Origin of the sequence: Nostoc sp. C117, from assembly GCF_043099735.1 — a bacterium.
Taxonomy (GTDB): Bacteria; Cyanobacteriota; Cyanobacteriia; order Cyanobacteriales; family Nostocaceae; genus Nostoc.
In genome coordinates this window covers 1,496,391-1,511,696 of the sequence record NZ_CP170991.1, presented here as the reverse complement: position 1 = coordinate 1,511,696, position 15,306 = coordinate 1,496,391, and the positions used below count along the sequence as shown (strand labels likewise).

General features: G+C 40.3%; 7 protein-coding genes. 4 read left to right on the top strand and 3 right to left on the bottom strand.

Translation table 11 applies throughout. The features are described 5' to 3' along the window. Positions 1-117: 117 nt before the first annotated feature. On the bottom strand, positions 118-804 hold the full coding sequence (locus tag ACFG4S_RS07525) for an O-methyltransferase (RefSeq protein WP_392534200.1): 687 nt from the start codon (positions 802-804) through the stop codon (positions 118-120). 575 nt (positions 805-1,379) lie between these two features. Between ACFG4S_RS07525 and ACFG4S_RS07520 the strand changes: the two genes are divergently transcribed. Next, entirely contained in the window at positions 1,380-1,925 is a 546-nt protein-coding gene (locus ACFG4S_RS07520; RefSeq protein ID WP_392534199.1) for a PEP-CTERM sorting domain-containing protein, read from the top strand. Positions 1,926-3,166: 1,241 nt separating this feature from the next. On the opposite strand, the gene ACFG4S_RS07515 is transcribed toward ACFG4S_RS07520, so the two are convergent. Next, a complete protein-coding gene (locus tag ACFG4S_RS07515; protein WP_392534198.1) occupies positions 3,167-8,239 on the bottom strand; it encodes a beta strand repeat-containing protein in 5,073 nt (1,690 codons plus the stop codon). Between the two features lie 1,310 nt (positions 8,240-9,549). Then, positions 9,550-10,401, bottom strand: coding sequence for a thioesterase II family protein (locus tag ACFG4S_RS07510; RefSeq protein ID WP_392534197.1), 852 nt, complete (start codon positions 10,399-10,401; stop codon positions 9,550-9,552). 604 nt (positions 10,402-11,005) lie between these two features. Here ACFG4S_RS07510 and ACFG4S_RS07505 point away from each other — a divergent pair. The 3 genes from ACFG4S_RS07505 to ACFG4S_RS07495 all read left to right on the top strand — a co-directional run bounded on the left by ACFG4S_RS07505 (position 11,006) and on the right by ACFG4S_RS07495 (position 15,277). Next, entirely contained in the window at positions 11,006-12,844 is a 1,839-nt protein-coding gene (locus tag ACFG4S_RS07505; protein WP_392534196.1) for a fatty acyl-AMP ligase, read from the top strand. Between the two features lie 589 nt (positions 12,845-13,433). Further along, entirely contained in the window at positions 13,434-13,751 is a 318-nt protein-coding gene (locus tag ACFG4S_RS07500) for an acyl carrier protein (protein WP_392534195.1), read from the top strand. 155 nt (positions 13,752-13,906) lie between these two features. Further along, entirely contained in the window at positions 13,907-15,277 is a 1,371-nt protein-coding gene (locus tag ACFG4S_RS07495) for a hypothetical protein (protein WP_392534194.1), read from the top strand. The last annotated feature ends 29 nt before the right edge of the window (positions 15,278-15,306 follow it).

Here is a 15,306-nt window from a genome sequence, read left to right as displayed (position 1 = left end):
CACAGTCAGGCAGTGCTGGGAGAATGAACCAGGGGCGATCGCTTATTCCTCGATGCTTTTAAGTGCTGGGAGAATGTACCAGGGGCGATCGCTTATTCCTCGATGCTTTTAAAGTCCCTATTGATTAGCTCTTTCTTCACTAGCTTGATCAACTCGCTGCCACAATTCACGGTCTTCTCGATAAATTGCTTTTCGCGTTAACTCCAGACCTTGACCAATATCGATTTGAATTGATTCTAAGTCTGGTTTACTGCGGACATATTCTTGATAATCCTTCATGATTGCGCGAAAATCAGGAGGAGAAGTAATGTTATCTGCAACAACAATCGCCCCAGGAGCAAGCTTTTCATAAAAACGATCGAAGCAGGGAATGTAAGCATCTTTCCAGATATCAAGCAAGATAAAATCCCATGCTCCTGGTAAATTTTCAATTAACTGGATAGCATCGCCAAGTTGAAAGTCTACAAAATCCTCTAAACCAGCCCTACGGATATTTTTCACTGCTTGCGCCTGCTTGGTAACAACACATTCCAAAGTAGTCAGATGACCACCATTTACCCGCGCTGCTTCTGCTAACCAGATTGTTGAATAGCCGACGCTAGTACCAATTTCGAGAATGCGTTTACCACTTTGCGTTTTCAGAAGCATATTCAAAAACTGTCCAGTTTGTGAACCAACTGCCAGCATCATTTCATCTCGATGTTTTCTTATTTCTTGAGGGCTGAGTACTTTGAGTTGATTTTGTTCTGCCTCTAAAAGAGCATCAAATTCAGATAGAACATTAACTATGCGTGATTCTTTCATAAAAACAAGACCTTTACCAAAAAAAGAGTATGGATCTAAACACAGAGGTCAGATGTAGTAAAGCTTTTAGCTGAGAAAACGATAGCTTAACTACAAAAGATTGATTAAGGTATTTGCTAAGGGCAAGCCTCTACATTACTTTTTTTCTGCTACTTTTAAGCTACATCAAACCAACCACTACGAATGAAATATGAAAAGTTTTCTCTGGAACGTACAACATTACTTAGTTGCATTTGCCAGTCTTGATAAGCAATATGCTCAACCCGATAACCAAAAGAGCTAATAAAACTTTGATAAATTGGGTTTTTCAGCCTCAGTATGTTCTCAAAAATTAAATTGGAGTCTTATACTATTGCAATTTAACTTTGATTTAAGAGTTAAATTAGCTTTTGTCCAACCAAAACAAGAGCTTAATGTACAAACATTAAGAGGTGATTATTATTTGTTAAAATCTGAAGCTCAAAAATATTAACCTTTTGTTTTATATACCTTAACCTCTTGTAGTTGATTGAGAGCTTATTAAATTTAAGTGAGTTTACGTAACTACTGACTTTCTGGTTTTGGAGTATTTCCCGATGAAATTAGCTAAATTTTTGAGTACGATTGCCGTTGCTGCTATTTTTGTTGCTGCTACTCGTACTAAACCAGCACAAGCTGCCTTATTAAATTACAATTTCACAGTCAATGCTACCTCTGGAAGCAAACCAGGTAAGTATTTTGGTTCTTTTCAATACGACAACTCTGACTTAGCTAATGTAGGTTTTGAGATATTGAGAGTTGATAATGGTTTAAAAGTTCAATTCAACTACTTGGGTACTAATTATACAGAGGCAGATGATGCTGATTTCGACAGTTTTCCCATAGTCAGCTTCAATGATGGTCAATTTTTGGGACTTAGCTATTTTGTCGCAAACCAATTTGCGATCGATAGTGATGTAGATTCTCTAGATATAGGAGGAGACAGATTTTATGTGATTGAGCAATCAATAAATGCGATAGAAGTAGGTACTGTAAGCTACACTCAAGTACCAGAACCGTCAGATGCTAGTGGTACTGCGATCGCTAGTATGATAGGATTGTGGGTCCAACGTAAGAAAAAAGCAATAAAAGTCACAGCTTAAATAACACGTATACATCAAAACCTAGAGGGTGCAGAAAAAGGAGGCAAATCCTATTGCATAAGCTTTCTCAATCAGAATCCCATAATTAGGTAGACTGTACAGCAAACCAAAGAACAGAAGATTTTGCAGTTATGCAAATGTAGAGGTTAACTACTTGTTAAAGAGGCTAGAGACTTACTAAGGTTTGAGGATGTTAACTACTAACTTGAAAAGTTCAATTTAACTTTTTGTTTACCAACTCTTAACATTTAATTAACTGAAAATGTTGGACTTTAGTAGAACTAATCTGTGTAAATTTTTACAATTATCTATGTCATTTTTAAATCTTCCTTAGTTTTTCTTAGTATGAGGCCGTAGTGAACCACGAGTTCGTAAACGCCGCCCCAAAATTTACCCCTTGATGACCAAGCCCCAGCATGAATTACGTAAACAATTACAAACTGCTTAAACCGCAAGGGTTCCGGCTTTTCTTAGTGCCATTCCTGAGATTGCCATTGCATCATAATTAACCTAAACCACCGCGTCAAGTTAATTACCTGCTGTCAAACGAATTTTTCCAACTACAGCAACAAATTTCTGCTACCTACCTCCGCCCAAAGCTCTTTTTCAAGCTAGTGTTTATGCTATATCTACCGATTTTAGCCTCTAAGCGCTCCCAAATGTTGGTTGTAAGCAGACCCAAAAGTTTTCAGGGTCTGTTTACAAAGTCCTAAAAAATCTCAGGAACAAAGCTTATATTCTTGGTATTGAAGTTGTGCCAATTTCTCCAGCTATGCAAAATCATCCATCCTCTTAAAGCCTTGCTAAATATGACTTACGTCATGTGTTTCTTTCAAGAAATCCGAGCTAAATTGAGCTGATTGTCTGTTCTAGCAGTCTGTCAACCCAAAATTGCTAGGTTTGGACTGGGAAAAGGGGGCTGGGGTTGGGGGAAGGAATTAAAACCTTTTGCCTTTTCCCCTTACCCTTTACCCTGCGAAGTTTCTTTGGCGAATAGCCCCTGCCAACCCAAAATTGCTAGGTTTGGACTGGGAAAAGGGGACTGGGGTTGGGGGAAGGAATTAAAACCTTTTGCCTTTTCCCCTTACCCTTTACCCCGCCAAGTTTCCTTGGCGAATAGCCTGCCAACCCAAAATTGCTAGGTTTGGACTGGGAAAAGGGGACTGGGGTTGGGGGAAGGAATTAAAACCTTTTCCCTTTTCCCCTTACCCTTTACCCTGCGAAGTTTCTTTGGCGAACTACTAGGCAGCAGAGAAATCCCAGACATTCAGGGTGCTGGATTGAACATTAATCAATGTAGCCAATAGCTCTTTAGTGTCATTAATGCTGATCAAAGTATCCTTAGAATTTTGGGTAATGCTCAGTTGTCCAAAGGTAAGACCGTTGCGTAATCCGATGAAGTCCTGACCCTTGACAAAATTGTAAATAATGTCACTGCCAGCACCAGGATAAAGTACGAATTGATCGATTCCCGCACTACCATACAGGGTATCATTACCAAATCCACCATCTAGGACTGAGTTTCCGCTACCCGCAACCAATAGGTCAGCACCGTTGCCACCTAAGAGAATATCTCTGTAAGCGATATCCTGGAACTGGGGTTTGCCATTATCATCTACAGAAATCTTTACCAGAGAATCTTTAGGAGTTGTTTGATTATCCCCTGGAATATTTTCGCCGTAGAGTTGGTCATTACCGTTACCGCCTACTAGGTAGTCATCGCCCTGGCCACCGATTAGGGTATCATTGCCATCATTACCATTGAGATAGTCATTGCCAGCACCACCATCAAGGTAGTCGTTGCCACTGCCGTATAAGTCATAACCATTATCAACAGTATTAAATTGATTGTCGTTATAGCCGTAGCCATTACCGAAATCACCATAGAGGAAATCATCGCCTTCTCCACCAAAGAGCAAGTCATTACCGAAGCCGCCCTCTAAATAGTCATGACCACTACCGCCATCTAGCGTATCGTTATTATAGCCATGACTCTCATCGAACTGACCCACGGTTTTATTGCTTTGACCTGCAAAAAATGGAAAATCGCCAAAGAGGAAATCATTTCCTTCGCCACCTAACAGAGAGTCTCTACCCAGACTACCCTCTAGATAATCATCACCAGCACCAGCAATCAAGGTATCGTTACCACTGTATAAAGTAGAAGTGTCGCTGTTGTAGGTATTGCCCTCACCAGTAATTAATTGGTCATCGCCAATTAGGAGATCGCTACCGTCACCACCGATGAGTGAGTCATTACCGAAGCCACCATAAAGGTTGTCATTGCCAATACCGCCATCTAAGGTATCATTATTGCCGGACAAGCTGTCACCATAGCCATTGCCGTAGGTATGAGTCTCATCATCGCCATAAAGGAAATCATTGCCCTCACCACCCAACAGGTAATCACTGCCGAGTCCACCTACTAACAGGTCATTGTCTGCACCACCATCCAGGGAGTCCATACCATCGCGACCATAGAGTTGGTCATCGCCAGTGCCACCATTCAGGACATCATTGCCGATATCACCATCAAGTAAGTCCCGTCCGGCTTGTCCGTAGAGGCGGTCATCACTGCCTTGACCATAAAGGAAGTCGTCACCTTCACCACCGTCTAAGAAGTCACTACCTGCACCGCCATAAATGAAATCATTTCCTTGCTGACCATAAAGTTGGTCATTGCCATCGTTGCCATACAGCAAGTCGTTACCTTGGCCACCATCTAAAAAGTCATCTCCGGCTTGACCGGTTAGATGGTCATCACCTGCTTGGCCATAGAGAACATCGTTGCCATCGCCACCGTTGAGTTCGTCATTGCCATCGCCACCATCGAGTTTGTCATCGCCGGCTTGACCAAATAGCGTATCTTGACCTGCACCGCCGAATAGTCCATCGTTACCATCGCCGCCTTCTAAATAGTCATCTCCATTTTGACCGTAGAGAATATCATTATTGGTATCACCATAGAGGGAGTCATTACCGTCGCCACCATCTAGATAATCATCACCTGAACCACCATACAAGCTATCTGTACCTGCTTGACCAAAAAGGCGATCGCTACCATCATTACCAAATAACAGGTCATTACCGTCACCACCATCTAGCAGGTCGTTGCCAGATTCGCCATAGAGTTGATCGTCGCCAGCTTGACCATAGAGTTGGTCATCACCATCTCCACCATAGAGAATGTCCACTCCTTGACCACCATCTAGCAGATCGTCACCGTTACCTCCGAATAGCTGGTCATTGTCATTTTCACCATAGAGTTGGTCGTTGCCATTCTCTCCAGAGATGATGTCGATGCCATTGCCACCATAAAGGCGATCGTTACCTTCATTACCATTTAGAGTATCATTCCCGGCTTCACCGTAGATTAAGTCATTGCCACCCAATCCACAGATATGGTTATTGCCGGCATCGCCTTGGAGATAGTCGTCGTATTCTGAACCTTCTAGGTTTTCAATACCTGTCAACACATCTCCCTTGGCATCTCCAGCCGAGCCTGTTCCTGTGGTCAGGCTGACTGCAACTCCACTTCCTGAATTGAAATAGGAAGCTGTATCAACGCCAATAAATCCGAGTATCGTTGTGCCGAAGAAACCACCATCCAGTGTATCAGCACCTTTACCGCCAACTAAGAAGTCATCACCGTCATCGCCTCTGATAATGTCGTTCCCATCTTCACCAAAGAGGATGTCATCTCCACCACCTCCAGATACTGTATCGTTACCTCCCCCTGCGTAAATGGCGTTCTTGTTGATGTCACCTGTGAGTTGATCGTTAAAGTTAGAACCGATGATATTTTCTATGCTATTGAGGGCATCAATGCCACCAAATCCATCAAAGGCGATACCCAATCCTGGGACCGAGAGGAATCCTAAAGTAACTGTGACTCCCTTGGGGTCACCCCGATAGCTAACTGTATCAATGCCGTCATTACCATCCAGTACATCGTAGCCAGCGTTACCAACTAGCAGGTCATTACCGCTTAAGCCTTCAATGATGTTGGTTTCGGAGTTGCCAATTAAAATATCATCAAAGGTTGAACCGACGATATTTTCTAGGTTTCTCAGGGTATCGACATTTCCATATCCATCGTAGGCTGTACCTGCATTGATGCCAAATTGTGGTTCTAAGTCTGTTAATATCGTTCGTTCGCTGATGCAATCGATGTGAACAGAGCCACCAGGGTTGGTGTAGCCGCTTTGCTCATCGATATTAACTGTGACTCCACTAGGCGAAGTGACATAGAGGACTGTATCAAAATCTGCGCTCTGATCTCTCTCTTCACCGCCATCTATCGTGTCATTACCAGCATCACCCGATATGATATCAACACCAGTACCACCAAGTATCAAGTCGTTTCCTGGGTTGTCAAATTTGCCAACACCAGGGACTGTTGTTAGCAAATCTGCAAACTGAGCTAATTGCTGTGGTGTTAAAAATTTCGATAAATCATCTTGATTCAGGGATACTAAATAGTCGCCAATAATAATGTCATCACCTGCACTACCATTGAGGACATCGCTGCCAGCACCACCCAAAATAATATCAGTACCATCGCCGCCATCGATGTTATCATTACCACCATCACCGGAGATAATGTCATTGCCTACACCACCAAATATAGTGTCATTTCCTTCTGGTCCGAAATCAATGGCAGTACTTACACCATTACTAACAGTATTAAATCCCTGTGGCAGGAAGTAGTCACCAAAAATGATGTCATTACCAATGCCGCCATTGATGTTGTCACTGTCGGCGCCACCCAAAATGGTGTCATTTCCTTCATCACCATTGATGATGTCGTTACCACCATCGCCACTGATGATGTCGTTACCAGTACCTCCAGATATTGTGTCACCACCTGAACCTGCAAACTTATTGAGACCAGGGATTTGTGCTTGCAGTTGTGCTAATTGCGCTGGTGTTAACAGCTTTTTCAAAGCGTTGGGTAGTTCTAAAAAGTCACCCAAGATCACATCATTTTCACTGCCACCACTGATGTTATCTCTACCCGCGCCACCAATGAGAATGTCTTCTCCTTCGTCTCCATTGATGATGTCGTTACCACCATCACCACTAATGAAGTCATTACCAGTGCCGCCAGAAATAGAGTCATTCCCTTCTGGTCCTAAATCAATGGCAGTAGTTACGCCATTGTTAACAACATCAAATCCTTGTGGGAGAAAATAGTCACCGAAAATAATATCATTATCTGCTCCACCACTGATGGTGTCGTCGTTGGCTCCACCCAGGATGTTGTCAGTACCATCTCCACCATCTAGGCTATCGTTACCGCCATCGCCAAGGATGATATCATTCCCAGCACCTCCAAATATTGTGTCGTTGCCTACTGGTCCGAGGTCAAACTGGCTCTGGGTAATCACATAATCTCCGATCAGGACATCGTTCTCAGTGCCACCATTGATTAGATCGCTTCCTGCGCCACCAATGAGGACATCACTTCCTGCATCACCGTTAATAGTATCGTTACCGCGATCGCCAAAAGCAATATCATTACCGTTACCACCCGAAAGAAAATCATTCCCTTCATTACCTGAGCCAATGGGGATGTTAATAGCACCCAAAGCCACTTTGATATTACTGGCTGAACCCGATCCAATGCCAGGGATTAATGAAAAAAATGGGATTGCTCCAGAACTATAAGAACGAGGATCTGTAAAACTGAAATCTGAAGCATTAAAAATTATCGGTGGCTGAACTGAACCTGGGGGAATAAGAGTATTGCCAGTAATATTTATGGTTGTTGGTATACCAGGAATATAGTCACCAAGAAGAATATCATCGCCATCGCCACCGAAGAGCCGATCATCAGCCCCACCGCCAATCAGGATATCAGTGCCGCCAAAACCATTGAGGGTATCGTTGCCATCCTGATCACCCCCATCATTGGGGGCTAGGGCATCACCTAAAATCAGGTCGAATCCATCCAGCCCATTCAGGACATCACTGCCACCAAATCCTGCGAGAAAACTAAAGTTGGGAGTGTTGGGAATAGTAATAGGAGGTTGGGCAGGGATGATTGTTACTTCTTTTGAACCACTCAGTGGTATAGAGACATTGCTTTTAAGGTCAGGTATGTTGATAACCCCTGGAGCGGTATTGGCAGAAATGATGTTATTGCCACTATCACCCAAAAATAAATCCGGCAGACTACTTATGCTGATCGGAAGAGTTACTGTTGGCGTAGAATCTGAACTGAAAACGAAGGGTGGAAGAAGAGTAAAGACTTTAATATTAACGTCAATCGATAGAGTGGGTTGACTTTTGAGCAAGGAAGCTAGAGACATGAGTAAAACTCCTAAAAATCTAACTACATTAGGCAACGTAATTAACCAATTGTTTTTATTGGTTAATCATTCCAAAAGTATTAAAAGTATGGCAATCAGGTGGAATGCCATAATATCTAGATACAGAAAACAAATCTTTTCTGATGGAAAAGACAGCCATCTACAATTTTGTAAATGTTGTTATTTAACGTTGGTTCGGGTTAAGGACTCTATTTTGAAAACTTCGAGGCAATAATAAGGGTTTCACACTGTCAAAACTAAAAACAGAATCAAGGTTTCAGCTTATCCCAAAGTCAAGTTATGTATGAAGAAATCGTACAAGTTCCCAATAACTTTTCAACGTTAGTACATTCCCTGAAAAATAATTAATTATGACAAAAGTCTACCCCAGAATTAATATCAAGAGCATTTTGCAACTTTTGTCAAGCCGCACTATTACTTTAGTCAAGCTAGTTTTGAAGGTTTGTAGTAAGCACTTTAGTGCTTAGGAAATAAGGACTCAAGTCCTTACTACTAACTTCCTTACCCATCAATTTAAACTTGAACAGACCACTAGTAAGAATTGTGCGGTTCTTTAAATTAATTACTAAAGAGCATACAAATAAAATTTGAATATTTTAAATATTGTTAACAAATCTTATCTAGAATCTCTTAGTAACTTTACGGAAAAAGACTAATGGGACTTAGACAAAAAAATACACAAATAAAGTATCAAACCTATATATATAAAGACTTAGACATTGTTTTGCTTGGTTTTTTACATAAATCTAGGTTTAAGCATTTTTTGAGTATTTATTCTATTTCCCTTACCCAGCATGGGTTTCAGGCTTCTTTCGCGCTCAAAAATATTTAAGTCCCGCTAATTTGATTTTCCTTGACACTAAACTTATAGTCAATAAAATCACGGATTTCATTGAAAATCAATAATTATGAGGTTGTCTTTACCAAAAATTTATATGTTCTTTTCAATCAATAGTACTTTAATTAAAGTTTCTCTAAAGTATTAAGCAATAATAAAATTTTTTATTTAAATCGATACAAAAATGAAGTTTTAGACTTAAAGAAATAATTCTTAATAGATCGATTAACAAATGGGGATACAGGATAGTACAGTGCAGTGGGGTTAAAATCCCCAGACGCTCGAACGCGAACAGCGTTACGTAGGCAAGACTCGCTAACGCTACGCTATCGCCTTTGGCGGTCTCCCCTTGTGAGAAGACTCGCTACTGCAAAACTTAATTACGTACAGCCCTTTGGGCATGAAAACAGTGTACCGGGGCGGAGCATCGTCACGAATTACGAATTACCAATTACCCTAATAGGGTTTGAGAAATAACTTGCGATATTTCTTTCTGCTTGTTTTTGATAAAGAAATGGTTGCCGGGAAATGTATGGAGTTGAAATTTGCTATGAGTTTGTTCACACCAAGCGTTGAGAGAAACAGTCAGAACGACCTCATCTTGTAGACCGCTAAAGGCAGAGATAGGACAATCAAGTGGAGCTTCTTCTATATATGAATAGGTTTCAGCTATTGCTAAGTCTGCTCGCAAGATACGCACAAACAATTTCATTAATTGAGGGTTTTGCAAGACAACACTTGGGGTACCGTTGAAACGACATACTTGTTCAAAAAACTCGGCTTCAGGTAGTTGGTGAATTGGTGGGTGTAAGTCGGGAGTATTAGGGGCTTGACGAGCAGAAATAAAAAGGTGAAATGGTTGGCGATGTTTTAATCGACGCAACTGGCGTGCTGACTCAAAGCAAATCAAGGCTCCCAAACTGTGACCAAAGAAGGCAAAAGGACGGTCAAATTCGGGTAGGAGGGCAGGTATCATCTCCTGAAGTAAAGGGGTGAGTTGGCTAAACAGAGGCTCCTTAATTCTGTTTTCTCGTCCAGGGAGTTGTACTGCACAGACTTCTATTTGTGGAAGTAATTGGTCCGCCCAAGGTTTAAAAAAAGAAGCACCTGCACCAGCAAAAGGAAAGCAAAATAGGCGTAAATTGGCTTGAGGATTCGGTTTAGGATATACGATCCAAGGATTTATCATCACAAACAGAACTGAATTGTAGTCTTTAAATTTTGACTTTTGAATGCGTGACTTTTGACTTCCCCGTTCGCGTAGCGTCTTGCAGAGAAGGGGCAAACGCTCTTGGTTGGGCACAAATATTCAAACATCTGTCTGGACTGAGTTAAAGACCATGTTTTCTCAATGAAAATATTCTTCAGAGAATTATTGATAATGATAATCATGTTGAATATAAACGTCGATTAAAATTAATATACAGGTTTATTTATACTCAAATATTTATCGATAAAATTTACTTACTTTTAACCTGTTTTAAATGAGCATGAGTGACGTTATGAGTGAATTCAGTGAGGAATATATAAAGATTATGTAAAGGATTCTTTTAACACATTGATTTAAATCTAAAAATATGCGTATATATTTGTAGAAGGGTCATATATCTTTTTTTACAAATTCAAGAAAGAATATATGTAAAATCAACACGGTTTAAATCTTAAAATTGTTACTTAGCAATTAAATTTATTTAAGTAACACGGCTTGGAGAAACAAAACTATGTAAATAAAATTAGCTTGTAATTCCCTTCTCACAGAGCTTATACCCTGTCTCAGCAATAAATGTTCGAGCCGATATACTGAATAATCTTCCATCACCGGAAGATTTGTGATTGGCGCTACATTCTGATTTTACAAAAACCATGTTTAGAGAGAGCATAATTATTTAAAATAAGGTGTTTATAGAATGACTCTGAGTTGTTTAAGCTATTCAATAGATAGTGAATATAGCGTCTCAACGTTAGTTGATATACTCATTTATCGAGCAAAGCACCAGCCAGAACAAAAAGCTTATACATTTTTAAAAAATGGAGAACAAGAAGCAGATAGCTTGACTTATCAAGAACTTCATCTGCGGTCTAGAGCGATCGCTTGTTCTTTGCAAGCTCTTAATCTTGTTGGAGAACGGGCTCTACTCCTTTATCAGCCTGGATTAGATTTTATTGCTGCCTTCTTTGGATGTTTATATGCTGGAGTAGTAGCCGTTCCCGCCTACCCACCAAGAAAAAATCAAAATCTCAGTAGACTACAGTCAATTACATCTGATGCCCAAGCTCAAATAGTACTCACTACAACCACATTACTGAATAACCGCGAGCTTTTTGCTGAACAGGAGTTAGAACTAGGTCAATTGCAATGGTTAACAACCGATGCATTGACTAACGAACTCACACAATCATGGCAGCAACTAGAACTTGAAGAGAATTCCTTAGCTTTTTTACAGTACACTTCTGGTTCTACTGGGAATCCCAAAGGTGTAATGGTCAATCATGGCAACCTTTTACATAATTCTCGCGCGATCGCCCAATGTTTTGGTCATTCATCCAACAGCAAAGGTTTGATTTGGTTACCTCCTTACCATGATATGGGATTGATTGGTGGTATTTTACAACCCCTTTACGCTGGGTTTCCCGTGGTATTGATGTCACCTGTGGACTTTTTGCAAAAACCCATGCGTTGGTTACAAGCAATTTCTCGCTACAAAGCTACTACTAGTGGTGGTCCGAACTTTGCATATGAGCTATGTCTGCGTAAGGCCACACCCGAACACTTAGAAAGTCTAGACTTAAGTAGTTGGGATCTTGCTTTTACGGGTGCCGAACCCATTCGCGCTCAAACGTTGGAGCAATTCACTAAGACTTTTGCACCCTGCGGTTTTCATCAAAAAGCATTCTATCCATGCTATGGTATGGCGGAAACAACTCTGATTGTTTCTGGAGGAGCAAAAACAGAATTACCAATCCTTTGTAAAGTTGATCCTGCAGAACTAGAACAAAATCGAGTAGTCAACGTTACAGATGAACAGATTGATGCTAGAACCTTAGTCGGGTGTGGGCGAAGCTGTCAAGATATGAAGATTCTCATTGTCAATCCCGAATCTTTAACTGTTTGTTCTGAGAAGCAAATCGGGGAAATCTGGGTATCAGGTTCAAGTGTGACTCAAGGCTACTGGAATCAAGCTGAACTCACAGAGAAAAACTTCTATGCTTATGCAGATACGGGAGAAGGTCCATTTCTGCGTACAGGAGATTTGGGATTTTTACAAGATGATGAACTGTTTGTTACAGGTCGGATTAAAGATATCATCATTATTCGTGGGCAAAACCATTATCCTCAAGATATTGAACTCACTGTAGAGAAGAGTAATCCTGCTTTGAGAGTAGGTTGTTTAGCTGCCTTCGCGGTAGAATACAAAGCTTCTGAAAGACTGGTTGTTGTTGCTGAAGTCGAAAGAACTTACTTAAAGAAATTAAACGTTCAAGAAGTCGTCAATAAAATTAGACAAACAGTAATAGCAGAACATGGGCTAGATGTATTTGCTGTGGTATTAGTGAAGACTGGAAGTATTCCCAAAACTTCTAGTGGTAAGGTTCGCCGTTACGCCTGTCGAACCGCATTTTTGTCAGGCAGCTTGGATGTTGTCCAAGACTGGAGTGAAAGTCCAGAAAGTACTAAAAAATATATCAATTTACAGGCAGAAATTGAAACTATTTTGCATAAATTTCAAATTAAAAAACAAGGATAGAACTGAGAGTGATAAAAGCTTACGCAGCTAATTATCAACAAGAAATGATTATGTTACCTGCGGAGGATTTAGTCTTCGTAGATGAAGTGGGACTGAACTTAGGAATGGCTCGCCAATTCGGATAGGTGCTATCAGCACAAAGAGCTTATGGGACTCGTCCTCAACAACGAGATCAAAATGTCAATGTCAGCCGAAATGGTGCAATTGTATGCATTATGTAGTGTTGTAACTTCGATTGTGCCATTGTCTGAGCAACAGATGGCTTAACTTTTGAAGTATTTATTCAAGCGCCATTACTACCCAACCTCTGGTTCCTAGGCTGTGTAGTCAATAACTATCTTCTGTCAAGACATTAGAAAATGGAATTTAATATTATATATTGATAAAGTATTCTTACACCTACTTTCAAAAAAATCATTTCTGTAATAGTATTATTTAGAGGAATTACAGAAGATATATCGCATAGTCAATGTAATAACATGACGAATATATCGCCTATTTTTCTTATTCCTTCTAGGGAGTCTTCTTTTGGTCATTCTTTCCCCGGTGAACTTGAAAAGTTTCTAAATAATCTAATTAAATAGCAACAATGAAAACTCACAATCTTGATGTAATGCAAGTTTCTCAAATCGAGAAAGATACCAAAGACCATGAATTAAAGAAATTTCCATCTCTTGAAGAGGTTCAAGATTGGATTCTCGTATACATAGCTAATTTGCTGGAAGTAGAAACAGAAGAAATTGATATTACTTTACCCTTTAGTACATATGGATTAGATTCTTCTGTAGCAGTTGGTTTGACTGGTGATTTAGCAGATTGGCTAGGATTGGACTTAGACCCTACACTGCTCTATGACTACCCTACTATTGAAAGTCTTGTGCAGCATTTGAGTTCTGAATTGCATTAGAAACTAAAACTCAAGATTGTAGTAGCTGAGTTTCTCTAGTTTGTCAGGGATCAAAAACTGGCTTGTTTAAACAGAAAAGCCAATTTTTGATGTCATTGTTAAAAACTCATCTTCTTCTTTCTATCTTTTTGCATTCGTCATTGAGGGGACAAATAGTGCTAACAACATCCAAAACAGTAGCCAACGAAGAACTATCATTAGATACATCAAAGACAAAGCAAAAAAAGCATTTTAAACTAATTGAGAAAACATACAACAACAACGCTGAGTCTGACTACACTGAAAAAATAGAAGCACTAGGCAAAAACTTTGACTATAGCAGTAACAGCAGTTCTTACTGGGGTGAGCCTGAACTTTCAACTTTATATGGCACGCCCCTTTATGAAGAGGCTTCAACTTCTCAAAAACTAGCTCTGAATCATTTATATTGGGTTGGACAGTATCAACACACAGCAGCTGCCGAATCCAACACCATGCTTTACAACCAAGTAACATCAGGTGTATTTACAAAACTTGGTGGCTATGAAACCCTTTGTCAAGAGCTAGATTTTGAAACACATCAAGAACGATTTCACATTGGTACATTTCAAAGAATTGGGTATAAAACTAAGGTAGCTTTGCTGGGTAAACAATCCTTAGGTAATAGTCTTCATAAAAAGTTAGCTAAACCCAACACTAGTCTGTTAGATAAGTTAAAGTTGCCGCAAAGCAAGGAATCTTGGTCATCTTTTCAAGAATCTACATTTAGAGCGATTACTAAGCTGATGCATCGCCAGAATGCAGATTACTATTCCCGGTTTTTAGAAGAACGCGGTGTTGAGAAGATCCCCACTACAACTGATGGGTTAGCAGGAGTGACAGCTTCTCTATCTGCTTTTAAATTCTTGACTTTGAACTGGGGTAGTTCACCTTTCATGGCAGCCCAGTATTACTCGGCTCGGATGATTGCTAATATGTCCCTCAAGGCTTATGAACATCGCTTCTTCAGACAGTTTAAAGAACTCGAAAGAAAAAACGATTTCATTCCTGCACCTTTGCAAGTCTCCTACTATCACTTGTTGGATGAAGCTTTTCATACAACAATGTCTCATGTGATTTCTCAAGAGGTTTATAAAGATTTCCCCAAACCCACAGCCTATGAAAAACTGCTGTCGAATATTATTATCTATCGCTTGCAAAGTGGTTTGTTAAACGGATTGTCAGGAGGGTTGCCTGTCACCTTCCGAGATGATACCTCTTTTATGACCTCTTATTATCGATTGCTGACTTCTCCCTTGTTTGGTATGTCTAGTACTGATGCTATTTACTGGCTAGAGAAATGCTTATGTCAAGAGCATGAAGGATTCCATTTGAATCTGAAGTATCACCAAGATCTGTTATTCGATATGCGGAAATTCTTTGGTCGCCTTGATTATCTGTGGCCTGTAAACCGTGAAATGCGCTTAATGGCTGCTGGTGGTTCAATTGAACAAGCTATCCAACGAAACAAATCTGCATTTGTCAAGTTTGCTGGTGCTGTTGTTTAGTCTAGGTGTGGCTGAAAAGTGATGATTCT

Coding starts and splice junctions, on each gene's coding strand:
- ACFG4S_RS07505 (WP_392534196.1), top strand. CDS start 11,006: ATGACTCTGAGTTGTTTAAGCTATTCAATAGATAGTGAATATAGCGTC.
- ACFG4S_RS07525 (WP_392534200.1), bottom strand. CDS start 804: ATGAAAGAATCACGCATAGTTAATGTTCTATCTGAATTTGATGCTCTT.
- ACFG4S_RS07520 (WP_392534199.1), top strand. CDS start 1,380: ATGAAATTAGCTAAATTTTTGAGTACGATTGCCGTTGCTGCTATTTTT.
- ACFG4S_RS07515 (WP_392534198.1), bottom strand. CDS start 8,239: ATGTCTCTAGCTTCCTTGCTCAAAAGTCAACCCACTCTATCGATTGAC.
- ACFG4S_RS07500 (WP_392534195.1), top strand. CDS start 13,434: ATGAAAACTCACAATCTTGATGTAATGCAAGTTTCTCAAATCGAGAAA.